The following is a 17,121-nucleotide window of genomic DNA, read 5'->3' on the forward strand; positions in this document are numbered from 1 at the left end:
ATTGGCCATGGAAGAGGTTTCTTCTCAAGCCACAGAGTGTCACGAGTCAGGCCACTGTCACCACCAGGGGGCACATCTTGTCCACTCCGCCGCCGGACCGGCCGTCAGGTCCGCCGTCAAGCCCGGCATCGAGCGCGCCGCCGAGCCCGCCGTCGGGGCGGCGCCTCACGCGCCGACTGCTCCAGCTGTACGTGGGCCTGGCCCTGTACGGAGCGAGTTCGGCCCTGCTCGTGGAGGCGGGTCTTGGCCTGGAGCCGTGGGGCGTCCTGCACCAGGGCCTCGCCGAGCTCACCGGGCTGACGATCGGCGTCGTGTCGATCATCGTGGGCGCCGTGGTGCTGCTCCTGTGGATCCCGATGCGCCAGCGCCCGGGCCTCGGCACGGTCTCCAACGTCTTCGTGGTCGGCATCGCCATGGACGGCACGCTCGCCCTGGTCCCGGACGCGCACGCCCTCGGAATCCGGATCCCCCTGCTGGTGGTGGGCATCCTCGTGAACGGCGTGGCGACCGGCCTCTACATAGCGGCCCGTTTCGGCCCGGGCCCGCGCGACGGCCTGATGACGGGGCTCCACGAGCGGACCGGCCGCTCGATCCGTCTGATGCGTACGGCGATCGAGGTGGCGGTGGTGGCGACGGGCTTCGTGCTCGGCGGCACGGTCGGCGTGGGCACGGTGTTGTACGCATTGGCCATCGGCCCGCTGGCCCAGCTCTTCCTGCGCGTGTTCGCCGTCCCCTCGGCATCATCGGGCGGCAGCACGGTCGTTGCCGCCGGGCAACCGGAGCAGGCGATACTGCGCGGGTGAGCACCCGTATACGCCACCCCTACCTCGACCATCCCGGCCCGATCGCCTTCGCCCACCGGGGCGGGGCCGCGGACGGTCTGGAGAACACCGCGGCCCAGTTCCAGCGCGCTGTCGAGGCCGGCTACCGATACATCGAGACCGATGTACACGCCACGGCGGACGGAAAACTCGTCGCCTTCCACGACTCGACGCTGGACCGGGTGACCGACGGGGCGGGCCGGATAGCGGACCTCCCCTGGGAAGACGTGAGCCACGCGCGCGTGGCGGGTTCGGAACCGGTCCCCCTCTTCGAGGACCTGCTGGAGACCTTCCCCGACGTCCGCTGGAACGTCGACATCAAGGCGGAGCCCGCCCTACACCCCCTGCTCGACCTGATCCGCCGCACCGGCTCCTGGGACCGCGTCTGCGTCGGCTCCTTCTCCGAGGCGCGGGTCGCCCGCGCGCAGCGCCTGGCCGGTCCGCGCCTGGCCACCTCGTACGGCACCCGGGGCGTCCTCGGACTGCGTCTGCGGTCGTGGGGGATCCCGGCCCCGCTGCGCCGCTCGGCGGTCTGCGCCCAGGTGCCCGAGTCCCAGTCGGGCATCCCCGTGGTCGATCACCGGTTCGTGCGCGCGGCCCACGCGCGCGGGCTGCAGGTCCACGTCTGGACGGTCAACGAAGCCGCACGGATGCACCGGCTCCTGGACCTGGGCGTCGATGGCATCATGACCGATCACATCGAGACGCTGCGCGGGTTCCTGGAGGACCGCGGCACCTGGGTCTGACGGCCCGGCGCCCCGCGCGGCGTCCGCGTACGGGGACTGCGACGGGGAAGTGAGGGCACGGGTGGGCACCGACACCGTGCGGGAACAAGCGGCCGACGAGGCCGCGGAACGGCGGCGCGAACAACGCGGCTGGTACGTCTACGACTGGGCCTGCTCCGTCTACTCGACGAGCGTGCTCACCGTCTTCCTCGGCCCCTATCTGACATCGGTCGCCAAGGCGGCGGCGGACGCGGACGGGTTCGTGCACCCCCTGGGGATCCCCCTGCGCGCCGGCTCCTTCTTCGCGTACTGCGTGTCGGCGTCCGTCATCCTGTCGATCTTCGTGATGCCGCTGGCGGGTGCGGCGGCCGACCGTACGGGCCGCAAGAAGCCGCTCCTCGCGGTCGCCGCCTACCTGGGTGCAGCGGCCACCGCGGGCATGTTCTTCCTGGACGGCGACCGCTATCTGCTCGGCGGCCTCCTGCTGATTGTGGCCAACGCCTCACTGGCCGTCTCGATGGTGCTCTACAACTCCTACCTCCCCCAGATCGCCCCGCCCGAGGAGCGAGACGCCGTCTCGTCGCGAGGCTGGGCCTTCGGCTACGCGGCGGGCTCCCTGGTCCTGGTCGCGAACCTGATCCTCTACACGGCCCACGACACCTTCGGCGTATCGGAGACGACGGCGGTCCGCATCTGTCTGGCCTCGGCGGGCATCTGGTGGGGCGCCTTCACGCTCGTACCGCTCAAACGGCTGCGCGACCGCCGCACGACGTCCTCCTCGGGTACGTCCACACACGGATGGCGGCAGCTGGCGGCCACCGTGCGGGACCTGCGTCGCCAGCCGCTGACACTCGCCTTTCTACTCGCCTATCTGGTCTACAACGACGGCATCCAGACGGTCATCTCGCAGGCATCCGTGTACGGATCCGAGGAACTGGGCCTCGACCAGTCGACGCTGATCGTCGCCGTGCTGCTGGTCCAGCTGCTCGCGGTGGCCGGGGCGCTCGGGATGGGGCGACTCGCCCGGACGTACGGCGCCAAACGGACCATCCTCGGTTCACTGGTCGCCTGGACCGTGACGCTGGGCGCGGGTTACTTCCTGCCCGCCGGCGCGCCCGTCTGGTTCTTCGTCCTCGCCGCCGGCATCGGGCTCGTCCTGGGCGGCAGCCAGGCGCTGTCCCGGTCCCTGTTCTCGCATCTGGTGCCGCCCGGCAAGGAGGCCGAGTACTTCTCGGCGTACGAGATGAGCGACCGCGGGATGAGCTGGCTCGGCCCGCTTCTGTTCGGTCTGACCTACCAGCTAACGGGAAGTTATCGGGACGCGATCATCTCGCTCGTGGCCTTCTTCGTGGTGGGATTTCTGCTGCTCGCGAGGGTTCCGGTAGCCCAGGCGGTACGCGACGCGGGCAACCCCGTTCCGGACAGGATTTAGCGCCGGAGGCCAAAGGCCGGTAGTGTACGCGTTTGGCCTGCCAGGCGTACCGTTACTGCGCGTCAAAGATACCGAAACGCTGGGTGACATCTGCCCTCAGATGTGACAAACCGGGCGCAGGTGGGTACAACAAGGGGCGGCTACGACGGCGACGCATGACCCGGAACGGGAATCTTTACCGCCGACCGGACGTTGACCGGATGACGACGACAGCGACACCTGTCCTGTGGGCGACAAGCCCGGGAGGCACGATTCATGAGTGAGCGAGCTCTTCGCGGCACGCGCCTCGTGGTGACCAGCTACGAGACGGACCGCGGCATCGACCTGGCCCCGCGCCAGGCCGTGGAGTACGCATGCGAGAAGGGCCATCGATTCGAGATGCCCTTCTCGGTGGAGGCGGAGATCCCGCCGGAGTGGGAGTGCAAGGTCTGCGGGGCCCAGGCACTCCTGGTGGACGGCGACGGCCCTGAGGAAAAGAAGGCCAAGCCCGCGCGCACGCATTGGGACATGCTGATGGAGCGGCGCACGCGAGAGGAACTCGAAGAGGTCCTCGAAGAGCGCTTGGCTGTACTTCGCTCCGGAGCCATGAACATCGCGGTCCACCCTCGGGACAGCCGCAAGTCCGCGTAACCCCTCCGGGGGTTGGGCGGCATACAACGCACGCACCCAACCGCGGGTGCCGTACCTTCGGGTACGGTGCCTGCGGTTTTGTGCGTTTGGGTGGCTTTTGGGTGCGGGTTCTGGGCGGCTTTGGGTGCGGGTTGGTTTTTTGGTGCGGGCTCGCTATGGCTGATTGCGCAGTTCCCCGCGCCCCTAAAAGACTGCGCAGTTCCCCGCGCCCCTGAGGTATCTCAGCCCCTCCGGCGTTTGAGGAGCGGGGGTTCGGGGGCGGAGCCCCTGAAAAGGGACGGGAATGGGTAGGGGCGGCGGGGGCGAGGAAAAAACCCTCGGCGTCAGCCGTTCAGCGGGGGCCTCGGGCCCGAGTCTTCCTGACGGCGGTCCCGGGACGCGTCGTCGCGGATGACCTCGCCCGGAACGACCTTCCCGTCGGGCCGATGGATACGCGCCTGCTGAAAGGCACCCCCGAGCGTCCCAGCACCGGCCTCCCGCATCTTCCGCTCGAACGTCCGCTCCGCATACCGACTAAGCCCCTTCTGAACCGGCGGAACCAGCAGAAGCAGCCCGAGCGCATCGGAGATCAGCCCCGGCAGCATCAGCAGCAGCCCGCCCAGCATCATCAGACCGTTGCCCTCGGAATTCGTACCGCCCTGCGGCAACGCCCCGCTCTGCTGTTGCTGCAGCGTCTCGCTCAGGGCGCGGAAGGCGCGGCGGCCGGCCCGCTTGATGACCACGGAGCCGAGGACGAATCCGGCGACCAGCAGCAGGAAGACGGTGAAGCCGCTCGTGGCACCCGCCACCACGATCAGCAGCCAGATCTCCAGCACCAGCCATGCGGCGATGCCGAGCGGCAGGTACCGGAGCGGGCCGGAGCGCCGGGGCCGTGCGGGGTGGGGCGGAGTCGAAGCGCCAGTCGTCATGCGTCCAGTGTGCCTGGGCACAGCTCAGTACGGGATAAACGCGAGGTCAGCACGACCTGTGAAACCAAGCCGGCTGTCCGGACAGCCGGACCACACAACGAACCGGAATCCCACAACAAACCGGGCCTCAGGACTACAGGACCTCAGCCCTTCCGCCGCCCACGAATCCGATCCGCCCGCTCCCCGACCCCCCACGTGGTCACCCTCCACAGGGCCTCCACCAGGATGTCGCGGCTCATCTTGGAGTCGCCCAGCTCGCGCTCGACGAAGGTAATGGGCACCTCGACCACGTGATAGCCGGCCTTGACGGCCCGGCGCGCCAGGTCGACCTGGAAGCAGTAGCCCTGCGAGGAGACCTCGCCGAGGCCGAGGCCCTCCAGGGTCTCGCGGCGGAAGGCACGGTAGCCACCGGTGACGTCGCGGATCGGCACGTCGAGCATGACGCGCGAGTACAGGCTGCCGCCGCGCGAGATGAACTCACGGGACTTGGGCCAGTTGACGACACGCCCGCCCGGCACCCAGCGGGACCCGAGCACGAGGTCGGCCCCCTTGAGCGCGGTGAGCAGCCGGGGCAGTTCCTCTGGCTGGTGCGAGCCGTCGGCGTCCATCTCGACCAGGACGCCGTAGCCGTGCTCCAGACCCCAGCGGAAGCCCGCGAGGTAGGCGGCGCCGAGGCCTTCCTTGCCCTTGCGGTGCAGCACGTGGACCTGGTCGTCCTCGACGGTCAGTTCGTCGGCGAGTTTGCCGGTGCCGTCGGGGCTGTTGTCGTCGGCGATCAGAACGTGTGCCGCGGGCACGGAGGCCCGCACGCGGCCGACGATCGCCTTGATGTTCTCCGCCTCGTTGAAGGTCGGGATGATCACCAAGGTCGTGCCGAGCGGACCGAACTGTCGCCCACCGCCGTCGTTCACAGCTTCCCCTTAAGACTTCCGTGCGAGGGGCTCCACCATAGCGAGCGTCGCTCTTCAGGCAGGTGAGGCATCGAGGTGAAAGTTCCCGGAGGGGGACAGGACTGCGGATCGGGGCCCGGCGCCCTTCGGGCCGACCTGGGACCCGCTGGCTGCGGGTCGACCGAAAGCCGTTGTCTACTGAGCGTCCGGGCCCCACCCGGGTCACACCATCCGAGCCGGAACGTTCCCTCGCCCCGTGGCGCGGGCGCTGGGCCTGGCTCCCAGTGGTGGTGTACCGGTGCGGCACACCACCCCTGACCCAACTGCGCTGCGGCGACTGCGCGGAAGTTCACCGGTCGGACGTCCGGTGGTGGACCCGGCCGAACCTACCGGCCACCTGCTGCTCGCTGTCAACAGCCGTGTGACCTGGGGGTTTTCCGTCAAACCCCTGGTCAGCGCGGAGGATACGCAGGTCGCGCGACGGCGCGCCGGGCCATGATCGACGCCGCGCCACCCCGGGACATCACTCGTCCGGCCGTACGAATACCGTCCGTCCGCCCACGACCGTTCGCAGACAGACGGGCAGTCGCGCGCCGGGCGTGAGGTCGGGCAGTCCGGGCGTGCCGGAGCGCGGGTCGGTCGACCAGCGGGCGACCCGGTCGTCGGGGGCCTGGACGATGAGCTCGTCGGTGCGCCACACGGCGTAGTCGGCGGGCGCGCCGGGTACCAGGAGCCCCGCGTCGTCGCGTCCGACCGCCCGCCAGCCGCCCCGCGTATGCGCCGTGAACGCGGCGCGCACGGACACCCGGTGCTCCGGGGTGCGGTGGAAGGCCGCGGCGCGGACGGTGCCCCACGGGTCGAGCGGTGTGACGGGGCTGTCGGAGCCGAAGGCCAGCGGCACCCCGGCCCGCAGCAGGGCCGCGAACGGGTTGAGCGTCCGGGCGCGCTCGGCGCCGAGGCGCTCGACGTACATGCCGTCCTCGCCGCCCCACAGCGCGTCGAAGGCCGGCTGGACGGAGGCGGTGAGGCCGAGTTCGGCGAAGGCGGCGATCGTCTCCGGGCTGAGCATCTCGGCGTGTTCGACGCGGTGCCGGGCGGCGCGTACGCGGGCCAGGCCGACCTTCTCGGCGGCGGCGCGGACTCCGTCGACCACGGAGGTCACGGCGGCGTCCCCGATGGCGTGGAAGCCCGCCTGGAGGCCCGCCTCGGTGCATGCCACCACATGGGCGGCGACGGCGACGGTGTCCAGGTAGGCGGTGCCGGTGTGTTCGGCGTCGGTGTACGGCTGGTGGAGGCAGGCCGTGTGCGAGCCGAGGGCGCCGTCCACGAAGAGGTCGCCCGCGGCGCCGACCGCGCCCAGCGCCCGGGCCTTCGCCACGCCCTCCTCCCCGTGTTCGGCCCAGTAGCCGACGACCCGGGGCCCGGCCTCCTCCGCGGCGAGCCGCAGCAGCCTGGTGAAGTCGTCCTCGGAGGAGATCTCCGGGCCCGCGCACTCGTGGACGGAGCCGATGCCCAGCGAGGCCGCGTGCTTCAGCGCGGCGCGCTGGGCCTCGGTGCGCTGCTCCGGCGTCACGGCTGCGAACGCGGCGGCGCGTACGGCGTGATGGGCGTCGCGGGTCAGCGGTTCGCCGTCCTCGAAGCCGGCCGCCCCGCGTACGCCCGGCGCCATGTCCAGCAGTGCCGTGGTGACGACGGCCGAGTGGACGTCGATCCGGCTGAGGTAGAGCGGGCGTCCGCCGGTGACCTCGTCCAGCTCGTCCCGCCGTGGATGACGCCGCTCGGGCCAGCGGGACGCGTCCCAGCCGTGACCGAGAAGTACCCGGTCGGCAGGGCGGGCGGCTGCGAACTCCCTTACGAGGGCCATCGCCTCGGTGAGGGTGCGGGCGGCGGAGAGGTCGAGGCCGGTGAGGGCGAACCCGGTGGCCGTGGTGTGCACGTGCGCGTCGGTGAACGCCGGGGTGACGAGCGCCCCTTCGAGGTCCACCACCTCTTCGACACCGTCCGCGAACGCGTCGGCCGCGCCCTCGGAGCCGACCCAGGCGACCTGCCCGCGTTCCACGACCATCGCGGTGGCGAACGGGTCGGCGGGGCTGTGGACCTCCCCGCCGCGCAGCAACATCGTTCGGGGGGTGGCGGTGCTCTCACTCATGGGGAACAGTCTCGCCCCTCGGCGCCCGCGCCCCGCGCACGGGGGCCCACACTCGGGGTCTCACGCGCGCGGGCGTCAGATCTTCGGCGGCCGGGCCTCGTACGGCGTGGAGAGAACCACCGTCGTACGTGTCGAAACGCCCGCCAGCGTGCGCACGCGCGCGAGGAGCTCCTCCAGCTCGTGCGGCGTCGAGACGCGGACCTTGAGGATGTAGTTCTCGTCGCCGGCGACGCTGTGGCAGGCCTCCAGCTCCGGGACGTCGGCCAGTCGTTCGGCGATGTCGTCGGGGGCGCTGGGGTCGAACGGTTTCACCGAGATGAAGGCCGTGATCGGCAGCCCTACGGCCTCCGGGTCGACTACCGCGGCATAGCCGCGGATGACTCCGCGCTGCTCAAGCCGGCGCACCCGCTGGTGCACGGCCGACGTGGACAGGCCCGTGGCCTTGCCCAGGTCGGTGTAGCTCATCCGCCCGTCTTCGACGAGCAGCTGCACGATGTGGCGGTCCAGCTCCTCCATGGCGGAGAACCTACATGCCCTTGATCCCCTCGGGTACTCTGCGGCGCAGGTCATACCCGGTTTGTGATGTGGCCTGAAGAAGCGGACGAGACATCCGGGGGACAAAACCACCGGGTCGGGCACCTGCACGCGGCATGTGACGAACGCCACATCGCGGCGGTAGGTTCCGTGATGTTCTCGTGATTACCGCAGAGACGGGGCGGGAAGTGCTTGCTGTGGTCGAGGTCGCAGTGCCTTGTCGGCCCACCCGAGGGGGAGTAGCCCATGCAGAGTCTGAAGCGCCCTGGTCGCACCGCGCCCAAGCGGCAGCAGCCCGTCGTAGAGCCCGAGCCGGAGGGCGTCGAACCTGACGCCGAGGAGTTCGACGCGTACGACACCTTCGAGATGTACCGGGTGATCTGCCCGGACTGCGCGCAGCCCATCGCGCTCCTCGCGGACGAGGAGATCCTTCCGGAGCACGCGCTGTGCGCGTCGCCGTGGAACCCGTTCGGGCTCACGGTCTGCGCCGGTACGGGCCGCACGGCGGCCGAGGCCCGGCCCGCCGACGAGACGATGGAGGCTCAGGAGCAGGACACCGCCCTGCTGTTGACGCTCCCTCAGGGTCTCGACTGGCGTACGCAGCCCTTCTCGCACGTCGGCGGCCCCGGCTCGCGTCCCATGCGGGTGCCGGTGATGCGCGACCAGGCCGCCTGAGCATCACACGGCCGGTTTCCGTCTGAGCGGTCCTCAGTTCCAGTAACTGCCCTGCACCATGGCTCGCAGGCTGTCGTGGTGCAGGATCAGTGTGTCCGGATCAGCCGGGACGGCGGTCTCACCGAAGTGCACCTGCCGGTAGGCGACGCGCAGCATGACGATCGCGTGCCGCAGGGCCGCGTACAGGATGTGGAAGTCCATGTCCCGCGGTGTGTGGCCGGTGAGTTGGGCGTAGCGCGGCTCCACACGGTCCCGGCGCAGGAAGCCGGGCAGTCCGGGCTGGCCGAAGCTCACGGTGAGGTCCTGGAAGAAGCGGTGCAGGTAGATCATCCAGCCGAGGTCGACCTCGCGCGGGGCCAGTGCCGCCATCTCCCAGTCCAGGACGGCAGCGGGTTCGAAGCCGTCGTAGATGACGTTTCCGATGCGTGCGTCACCCCAGCTGAGGACCGTCTCGCCCTCGTCGCGCGGCCAGAGCGCGTCGAGCCGGTCGAAGGCGTCCTCGATCAGGGGTGACCGCGGCAGCCCGTCAATCACCCATTCGTAGTAGGCGCGTTGGGCCTCGACGTGACGTCGTAGCGGGCTGCCGTCCCCCGGCGAGGCGAGGAAGTCCGCTTCGCGCACCGGGACTTGGTCGTGCATCCGGGCGAGGAGTCCGACAGAGGCGTGCTCAAGTCGCTCCCGTTCGGCTTCACTTGCCGTGTGCAGCCAGTTGCCCTCGTACGTGTAGGGCATGACGTCCGGCGGTACGCGGCCCTCCACGCGCTCCATGACGAAGAAGGGCGCCCCGAGGGGCCCCGGGTCCTCCTCCAGCCACTGCACCCGCGGTACGGGCACGTCCGTGCGGTCCGCCACCAGTCGCATGGTGCGGTACTGGCGCGGCAGGTCGTAGACCGGGAAGACGGTGTACGCCGCCGGGTCCGCGGCGAGCCTCAACGCGCAGGCGCGCAGCGGGGGTTCGGGGTGCTCGATGTCGAAGAGCAGGGTCTCGCTGGACAGTCCGTTGGAGGCGGGGACGCGGACGCCGACCGCCTTGGCGCCGGGCAGCCGTCCGGCGAGCCAGGCGGTCAGCCGCTGCGCGAGTTCCTCCGGGTCACGTGTGGTCGTACGCGGACGGGGTGCCGTTGCCATCGTTCCGCTCCCTTCCTCGCGTCAACTTCCCTATGGCGCGACCGAGTCGAAGCCGGTGAACCCGCTCGGGTCGTGCCGTCCGAACGAGCCGTGCTCGAAGATCCCGTGCCCCACCTGACCGTCGAGCGTGAAGCGGGCGGAGTGGTCGGTCACGCCGTACGCGGCGAGCCCGAGCGCGGCCGGGTCCGAGAGGTCGTACGTACGCCGGTCGGTCCAGCCGCGGCCCCGCCAGGTGCCGTGCTGCCAGTCCTCGGCGGGCGGATAGCCGGCTCCGACGGCGAGCGGGGAGGAGGTGAGGATCTCGACGCCGAGCTCCGACGGTTTGCGGAAGTCGCCGAGGTGGACGGTCGCGCGCTCCGGGTGCCGGGTTCCGCTCCGGTAGGTGATCTCGGCCTGGGGCCAGCCGAGTTGGCGGTCGCGTTCCCCGTTCCGTACGAGCGTCGCGTCGTTCAGGGTCCGGTAGCCGTCGGCGTCCTCCTGGGTGATGACCATCAGGAAGCGGTCCCCGAAGCGGACGGGACACCAGAGCCAGTGGAAGCCCTCGGTGCGGTGCTCCTCGGCGAGCCGGCCGCCCTCCTCGCCGGGCAGGGGGCGCGTGCCCCAACTGCGGTCGCGGGTGCCGGTCCAGTCGTCGCCCGACAGCCGTATCTCCTCCCCCGCGACCCGGATCCAGCCCTCGCACCGCCCCGCCTGTACGAAGCGCCGGCCCTCCAACGTGAGCCGGGCGCCCCGGCGTTGGACGTGATGCGGCTCCCACAGCGCGGGAAAGTCCGCCGACCAGTTGATCTCGTACGACAGTCCGTCCGGGTCGTCGGGGTCGGCCGCGCAGCTCAGGACGAAGTCCTTCAGGGGGCCCTCGACCTGGATCCGCAGCGGGCCGACCGCCATCGTCATCCGGGTGTCGTCGTCCAGCGCGTCCGAGGCGCGTACGGCGTGCAGGGTGTCGCCGGTACGCAGGGTCGCGTACGCGTCGATCACCCCGACGTTCGGGTACACCCCCAGCCCCAGGATGAGCAGTGCTCGCCCCTGGTGGTCGAAGACCTGGAAGATGCACCGGTCGTAGGCGTTCCGGTCCCCCGTCGCCACGTGCTTCATCGAGAGGGGGACCTGGTGCACGGGGTACTCGTCGAGGGCTACGGGGCGGTCGTCGGGCATCGGCTGCCTCCCGGGGCGTACGGCGCGTGACGTCGCCCGGAGGGGTGCGGCCCCCGGCGGCGGAGTTGACGGTACGTCAGAAGACGGCAGGGGGCCAGAGTCCGGTGCCGGAGTCCGGTGCGCCCCTCGTGCGGACCTGCGGCGCCCGCAGCAAGGGGCACCGCGAACTCACTGGCGAATCCCCGCGCCGGTGACCTGTCCGCCCGTGGACCCGTTGGCCTCGGTATGACCCCCACATACGCAGAGGCGGAGCGCCGCCGCCGGATCCCCTTCCCCCCGCCGGCAGAATCGGTTCCCCAGGGGTCCCTCGGAGCCCTGGGACCGCAGGAGACCCAGTGGACGCAGGGAACTCAGTGGACTCAAGGGATTCACTGGACCCAGGGAACTCAGGGATCACAGAGCCCACAGGGATCCCACGCGCAACATCAGCCCCTGGATCCCCCCATCTACCGCGCCCTGCTCCGCACCTGGGCCGACCGGGGCCGGACCCTGCCGGGCCGCCACGACCCGGAGTGGGTCCGGCTCGCGGCGCCCTCGGCGATGTACGGGTACGGGAGGTTCAGCGCGACTCGGGACCCGCGAGGTGACGGGCGATGACCATCCGCTGGATCTGATTGGTGCCCTCGACGATCTGCAGCACCTTGGCCTCGCGCATGAAGCGCTCGGCGGGGAAGTCCGCGGTGTAGCCGTACCCGCCGAGCACCTGGACGGCGTCCGTGGTGACCTTCATCGCGGTGTCGGTGCAGTGCAGCTTCGCCATGGCCGCCTGCTTGGCGAACGGCCGTCCCGCGTCGCGCAGCCGGGCCGCGGCGAGGTAGAGCGCCCGGCCGGCCTCGATCTGGGTCGCCATGTCCGCGAGCATGAAGCGCAGGCCCTGGAAGTCCGCGATCGGGCGGCCGAACTGCTGCCGCCCGGTTGCGTACGCCACGGCCTCGTCGAGCGCGGCCTGCGCGACCCCGATCGCGCAGGCCGCGATGCCGAGCCGCCCCGAGTCGAGCGCGGACAGGGCGATCGCGAAGCCCTGGCCCTCGTCGCCGATGCGCCGGCCGTCCGGGATCCGCACCCCGTCGAAGTGGACCTGGGCGGTGGGTGAGCCCTTCATGCCCATCTTCTTCTCGGGCGCCGCGGCGCTCAGCCCCTCGGCGTCGCCGGGTACCAGGAACGCCGTGATGCCCCGCGCCCCCTCGCCGCCGGTGCGCGCGAGCACGGTGTAGAAGTCGGCGACTCCGCCGTGTGTGATCCAGGCCTTGGTTCCCGTGATCACCCAGTCTCCGCCGCTCTCGGCTTCTCCCCCAGCCTCCGGCCGGGAGGTGCCCCCAGAGCGGGAGGTGCCCCCGTCCCGCACGGCTTTCGTGCGCAGCGACGCGGCGTCCGAGCCGGAGGAGGGCTCCGAGAGGCAGTAGGCGCCCAGCAAGCCGCCGCCGAGCATGTCCGGGAGATGCTCGGCCTGCTGTTCCTTGGTGCCGTAGTTGGCGAGGGCGTGGCAGGCGAGCGTGTGCACGCTGACGCCGAGGCCGACGGTAAGGCGGGCGGCGGCCAGCTCTTCGAGGACCTGGAGGTAGACCTCGTACGGCTGGTCTCCGCCGCCGTATTCGGAGTCGTACGGGAGGCCGAGCAGTCCCGACTCGGAGAGCAGCGTGAGGACTTCGCGCGGGAAGTGCCCGGCGTCCTCCTCCTCGGCCGCCTTCGGGGCGATCTCGCGCTGCGCGATGTCGCGGACGAGCGAGATCAGATCCCGGGCCTCGTCCGTGGGCAGTTGACGGTCCACCGGCTGCGGGGCGCGGTCGGGCATGGCGACGCTCTCCTCCCTGTCGGGCACTTCGGCGAACGCACACCTGGGTGGGGCTGCCCCGCCTGGTCTTACTGGGCACTGTCGATGCTCGGCGCCTCCGGGTCACGGAAGCGGCTGATCAGCGGCTGTGCGCTGTGAGTATGCCCGATCGGCGGCATGGAGTCACCAGTTAACGACCGCTTACTCAAGAGTAAAGGATTCCCGGGCCGAATGGTCCGAACCATTGACCGCACTGGTCTAGTCCTCCTACTGTTTCGCTCCAACGCTTCACCGCGTTCATGCCAATTGGCGCGCGTTCCCCTCTCCCCCACGAGGAGACACGATGTTCAGCTCGCTCCGCCCCCGCGTCCGGTTCCGGGCGCTCGTATCCGCCGCATGTTGTGCCGTTCTGGGCGCGGGTCTGCTCGCCGGCGCGGGTACGGCCACCGCCGCCGGCCCCGCCGAGCAGGCAGCCGCACCGAAGGCGGCCGGATCCAAGGTCGTCGGCTACTTCACCGAATGGGGCACCTACGACCGGAAGTACCTGGTCAAGAATGTCGAGACGTCCGGCTCGGCGGCCAAACTGACACACATCAACTACGCCTTCGGCAACGTCACCGGCGGCAAGTGCGCGATGGGCGACAACTACGCGGCGACCGAGCGGACGCACACCGCGGCCGAGTCGGTCGACGGCGTCGCGGACACCTGGGACCAGCCGCTGCGCGGCAACTTCAATCAGCTGCGCGAGCTGAAGAAGAAGCACCCGAACCTCAAGGTCCTGTGGTCCTTCGGCGGCTGGACCTGGTCGGCGGGCTTCACCGAGGCCGCCAAGAACCCGGCCGCCTTCGCCCAGTCCTGCTACGACCTGGTCGAGAACTCGAAGTGGGCGGATGTCTTCGACGGGATCGACATCGACTGGGAGTACCCGAACGCGTGCGGCGCCACCTGTGACACCAGCGGGCGGGCCGCGTACAAGAACCTGATGTCGGCGGTGCGCGCCAAGTTCGGCGGCTCCGCGCTGGTCACCTCGGCGATCCCGGCCGACGCCACGGCCGGCGGCAAGCTCGACGCGGCGGACTACGCGGGCGCCGCCCAGTACGTCAACTGGTACAACCCGATGACGTACGACTTCTTCGGTGCCTGGGACGCGACCGGTCCCACGGCTCCGCACTCGGCGCTGAACTCCTACTCGGGGATCCCGAAGGCGGAGTTCCACACCTCGGCGACCATCGCCAAGCTCAAGGGCATGGGCGTCCCGGCCTCGAAGCTGCTGCTCGGCATCGGCTTCTACGGCCGCGGCTGGACCGGTGTCACCCAGGCGACGCCCGGCGGCACCGCCACCGGCCCGGCGGCGGGCACGTACGAGCAGGGCATCGACGACTACAAGGTGCTCAAGACGAAGTGCCCGGCGACCGGCACGGTCGGCGGCACCGCGTACGGCAAGTGCGGGAACAACTGGTGGAGTTACGACACCCCGTCGACCATCGCCGGGAAGATGAACTACAAGAACGCGCAGGGCCTGGGCGGCACGTTCTTCTGGGAGCTGAGCGGTGACACGTCGAACGGCGAGCTGATCAAGGCGATCAACTAGCCTCGGCGGCAGGGCGTTTCAGTGGAGGGCGGGGGCCGGTCGGCGGGCTCCCGCCCTCCACTCGTGTCAGGTGTCCCGGCGCGCGGCCGCCGGGGCCGGGTAGGAGGCGTCGAGTTCCTCGATGGCGCGCATCGTGCCGCCGAGCATCTTCACCAGCAGCTCGCGCATCAGGTCGCGCGGGAGGCTGTAGTGGTGGATCCAGTCGAGGGTGGCCCCCTCGACGCTGCACAGCCAGCCGAGCAGCGCCGTCCGCGGCAGCGGGCCGATCTCCCGTCGCCCGTACGCCCCTTCGGCGATCGTCTCGACGATGGCCTCCCGCACGCCCTCCCGGATGGCGTGCACCTCGGCGTCGAAACCGACGCCCCCGCTGATGATGGTGCGGTACGCGGCGTGGTTGTTCTCGGCGTAGCGCAGATAGCCGTCGATGGTGCGGTGGACCCGCTCCGCCGGGGGCAGTTCGAGGCCGCCGGCCGCCCGGGAGACCAGCTCGGCCACCGAGTCGTGGACGATCGCCAGGTAGTAGCCGCGCTTGGACTTGAAGTAGTAGTAGATCAACCCCTTGGCCACCTGCGCCTGTTTCGCGATGTCGTCCATCGACAGTGCGTCGTAGGACGTGTCGGCGAACAACTTCCGCCCGATGGCGATGAGTTCGGCGCGGCGCGCTAAGGAACGGTCGGTGCCGCGCGCTCCGGGGCGGTCGGCACCACTCTGCTGACGGTTACTCAATTCCGGACCTGGTCTCCAACTGCGAGCGGGATCCCCGCAGTATTGCAGAGCGACGCGACCAGCCTGTTCGACTCTCTTCGACCGCGATCAGACGAGGCCGAGCTGTGTCACCAACATCGCCAGCACGACCACGAACGTCCAGCCCACGACGTGTTCAAGGATCTTCGGGCCGTCGTCCTTGGGGCCTCCGGTACGGGCACGGACACGTCCGGCGGTGGCTGAGGTCGTGGTCATGGCAGCTCGCTCACGTCGGTCTTGCGGGTGGACTCCCCCCACCGTTCTGTCCACCTTGCCACCGGATCGGGCTTTTGCGGGGGAGAGCTTCGTCACGCGCGAGGGGCTGGTGTGGCACCCGCCACACCAGCCCCGTCACAGCAATCCGGTCATAGCAATCCGGTCACAGCGATCTCGTCACGGCTGCCGCGTCGCTCAGCCGTCACGCAGCCGCCGCTCAGCGAATGCCCACCGCCGCCAGCGCCGTCCGCTGAGCGGCCGTGGGACGGGCCGGGAAGTAGAGGTAGCAGACCCCGCCGGTACCGGAGACGACCGCCCCGGAGGCGTTGTACCGCTTGGTGCGGAGCCAGATGTTCTCCCACTCGCGCCGCTTGTAGACGCGCCGGACCGCGTTGTTGTCCGGCGAGGCCGGGTCGTTGGCGATCACGTCGCCGTCGGCGGTGAACCCTATGACCGTCATCAGATGGCCCGCGGTGCCGTACCCCGCTCCCGTCAGTTCGGTCTTGAGGAACGACTGGGACGTTATGGCCGGGATTCCGGCGGCGATCAGCGTCTCCAGGTCGGCGAGCGAGCCGAGCCGGGTCACCACGCCCTGGAGGTCCTTGTACGTGGCGGCGTACGCGGCGTTGAAGGGCCAGTTCCCGCAGCCGTTGTACTGGTGGTCGAAGGTGAACCGGGCGGCGTGGCACACCTGCGGGTCCGTGTACTCGGGCTTGACCCAGGCCAGCTGCGCCGCCGTGGGCTTCCGCCCCCAGTACTCGATGATCATCTGGGAGGAGGTGGGGCTGCACCAGGCCTCGCCGCCGTTGTCGTACTCGGGGTACTGGCCAGCGTGGATCTCCTGCGAGTAGCGCGGCACCGTCAGCTCCCGCGCGAGAGCGGGTGTCGAGGCCGGGACGGTGAAGCGGTCCGGGACGTCGGAGCCCATCGCGCCGAGCCGCCACACGGTCGGCGTGGCCGTGATCCCGGGCTTGCGGTACAGGGTCAACCGCAGCCGGTACGACACCAGCCGCAGCCCGGAGGCCGCGTCGTCGATGGAGAAGGTGTCCGTCCAGACACTGCTCTTGCCGTCGCTCTGGTCGTCCACCGACGTCCGCCGGATGTCCTGGTCCCCGGCCGCCCAGCGGCCCATCACGTACCAGGGCGTGGCCGTGCCGTCGGAGTACGTGCCCGACAGCTCGACCTGGAGCCAGGTGCCCGCCGGGGTCCGCGCGTTCCAGGAGGGGATGACCTCGGTCGAGGGGACGGCGAGGCGGTGGACGGGCGAGGTCCAGCGCGCGTACTCCCAGGTGGCGGTCGTGCCGGTGTGCGGGTCCTTGTAGTCGGTCCGGCCCGCGGGCGTCCCGATCGCCAGCCCCGGCCGCACCCCCGGCACGGCGCGGGTCCCTGCCGCGGTACCACCGCGCCAGTCGGTGTACGAGGTCCAGGCATGGTTGTCCACGAGGCGCGACGGGGCTTTCGACGGGGCGGCTGTCCGGGTTCTCGCGGGGCCGGCCGTCGAGCCGGCGGCTGCCGCCGCCGGACTCGCGGCGCCCGCGGTGGCCGCGGCGACCGCCACGGCCAGGAGGCTTCTGCGGGACGGCTGTTCAGCTCTGGTCATGGGCGGGTGACCCCCAGGTGTCCGGAACGGGCAGGTCCAATGCGTGGGTGTGGGGGCAACTATGGTTCGCGATCACGGCTTCTGCCAGCACTTCACGGGTCGCGGCGCCGACAAATATTGGTCGATACCACTGGCATGGTCGCGACAGGGCG

General features: G+C 70.5%; 16 protein-coding genes. 6 read left to right on the forward strand and 10 right to left on the reverse strand.

The features are described 5' to 3' along the window. Positions 1-77 precede the first annotated feature (77 nt). The 4 genes from ACN20J_RS09995 (at position 78) to ACN20J_RS10010 (ending at position 3,608) form a co-directional block, all read left to right on the forward strand. Entirely contained in the window at positions 78-803 is a 726-nt protein-coding gene (locus ACN20J_RS09995) for a YczE/YyaS/YitT family protein (RefSeq protein WP_419665738.1), read from the forward strand. Next, positions 800-1,567 carry a glycerophosphodiester phosphodiesterase gene (locus ACN20J_RS10000; protein WP_419665739.1) on the forward strand — a complete coding sequence of 256 codons (768 nt, stop codon included), beginning with the start codon at positions 800-802 and terminating at the stop codon, positions 1,565-1,567. Before ACN20J_RS09995 ends, ACN20J_RS10000 begins: the two co-directional genes overlap by 4 nt. A gap of 61 nt (positions 1,568-1,628) precedes the next feature. Then, positions 1,629-2,978: an MFS transporter gene (locus ACN20J_RS10005; protein ID WP_419665740.1), complete on the forward strand. Its 1,350-nt coding sequence runs from the start codon at positions 1,629-1,631 to the stop codon at positions 2,976-2,978. A gap of 255 nt (positions 2,979-3,233) precedes the next feature. Next, positions 3,234-3,608 carry an RNA polymerase-binding protein RbpA gene (locus ACN20J_RS10010; protein WP_003977404.1) on the forward strand — a complete coding sequence of 125 codons (375 nt, stop codon included), beginning with the start codon at positions 3,234-3,236 and terminating at the stop codon, positions 3,606-3,608. Positions 3,609-3,931: 323 nt separating this feature from the next. On the opposite strand, the gene fxsA is transcribed toward ACN20J_RS10010, so the two are convergent. The 4 genes from fxsA to ACN20J_RS10030 all read right to left on the reverse strand — a co-directional run bounded on the left by fxsA (position 3,932) and on the right by ACN20J_RS10030 (position 8,071). Further along, positions 3,932-4,516 (reverse strand): FxsA family membrane protein, encoded by a 585-nt coding sequence (fxsA, locus tag ACN20J_RS10015; protein WP_190229249.1) that lies wholly within the window; start codon positions 4,514-4,516, stop codon positions 3,932-3,934. 143 nt (positions 4,517-4,659) lie between these two features. Next, a complete protein-coding gene (locus ACN20J_RS10020) occupies positions 4,660-5,427 on the reverse strand; it encodes a polyprenol monophosphomannose synthase (protein ID WP_189839824.1) in 768 nt (255 codons plus the stop codon). A gap of 502 nt (positions 5,428-5,929) precedes the next feature. Beyond that, positions 5,930-7,555, reverse strand: a complete 1,626-nt coding sequence (locus ACN20J_RS10025; protein WP_419665741.1) for an amidohydrolase — start codon at positions 7,553-7,555, stop codon at positions 5,930-5,932. Positions 7,556-7,630: 75 nt separating this feature from the next. Further along, positions 7,631-8,071, reverse strand: a complete 441-nt coding sequence (locus ACN20J_RS10030; RefSeq protein WP_055615743.1) for an Lrp/AsnC family transcriptional regulator — start codon at positions 8,069-8,071, stop codon at positions 7,631-7,633. A 264-nt stretch (positions 8,072-8,335) separates the two neighbouring features. Between ACN20J_RS10030 and ACN20J_RS10035 the strand changes: the two genes are divergently transcribed. Beyond that, positions 8,336-8,764, forward strand: a complete 429-nt coding sequence (locus ACN20J_RS10035) for a hypothetical protein (RefSeq protein WP_189839826.1) — start codon at positions 8,336-8,338, stop codon at positions 8,762-8,764. A gap of 33 nt (positions 8,765-8,797) precedes the next feature. Here the strand turns inward: ACN20J_RS10035 and ACN20J_RS10040 are convergent, their stop codons facing one another. From ACN20J_RS10040 to ACN20J_RS10050, 3 genes are all read right to left on the reverse strand, one after another. Then, entirely contained in the window at positions 8,798-9,892 is a 1,095-nt protein-coding gene (locus ACN20J_RS10040; protein ID WP_419665742.1) for a phosphotransferase family protein, read from the reverse strand. A 30-nt stretch (positions 9,893-9,922) separates the two neighbouring features. Beyond that, complete coding sequence (locus tag ACN20J_RS10045; protein WP_419665743.1) at positions 9,923-11,047, reverse strand: hypothetical protein; 1,125 nt, start codon at positions 11,045-11,047, stop codon at positions 9,923-9,925. Between the two features lie 559 nt (positions 11,048-11,606). After that, on the reverse strand, positions 11,607-12,839 hold the full coding sequence (locus tag ACN20J_RS10050; RefSeq protein ID WP_419665744.1) for an acyl-CoA dehydrogenase family protein: 1,233 nt from the start codon (positions 12,837-12,839) through the stop codon (positions 11,607-11,609). 322 nt (positions 12,840-13,161) lie between these two features. Between ACN20J_RS10050 and ACN20J_RS10055 the strand changes: the two genes are divergently transcribed. Next, positions 13,162-14,409: a glycoside hydrolase family 18 protein gene (locus ACN20J_RS10055; RefSeq protein WP_361891332.1), complete on the forward strand. Its 1,248-nt coding sequence runs from the start codon at positions 13,162-13,164 to the stop codon at positions 14,407-14,409. A 66-nt stretch (positions 14,410-14,475) separates the two neighbouring features. Here ACN20J_RS10055 and ACN20J_RS10060 read toward each other — a convergent pair whose 3' ends face one another. The 3 genes from ACN20J_RS10060 to ACN20J_RS10070 all read right to left on the reverse strand — a co-directional run bounded on the left by ACN20J_RS10060 (position 14,476) and on the right by ACN20J_RS10070 (position 16,969). Beyond that, positions 14,476-15,135, reverse strand: coding sequence for a TetR/AcrR family transcriptional regulator (locus ACN20J_RS10060; protein WP_189839831.1), 660 nt, complete (start codon positions 15,133-15,135; stop codon positions 14,476-14,478). Between the two features lie 87 nt (positions 15,136-15,222). Then, positions 15,223-15,369 (reverse strand): SCO1431 family membrane protein, encoded by a 147-nt coding sequence (locus ACN20J_RS10065; protein ID WP_189839832.1) that lies wholly within the window; start codon positions 15,367-15,369, stop codon positions 15,223-15,225. 217 nt (positions 15,370-15,586) lie between these two features. Continuing rightward, on the reverse strand, positions 15,587-16,969 hold the full coding sequence (locus ACN20J_RS10070) for a peptidase C39 family protein (RefSeq protein WP_419665745.1): 1,383 nt from the start codon (positions 16,967-16,969) through the stop codon (positions 15,587-15,589). Positions 16,970-17,121 lie beyond the last annotated feature (152 nt).

Source organism: Streptomyces sp. 2-1, assembly GCF_048564895.1.
GTDB classification, from domain to species: domain Bacteria; phylum Actinomycetota; class Actinomycetes; order Streptomycetales; family Streptomycetaceae; genus Streptomyces; species Streptomyces phaeochromogenes.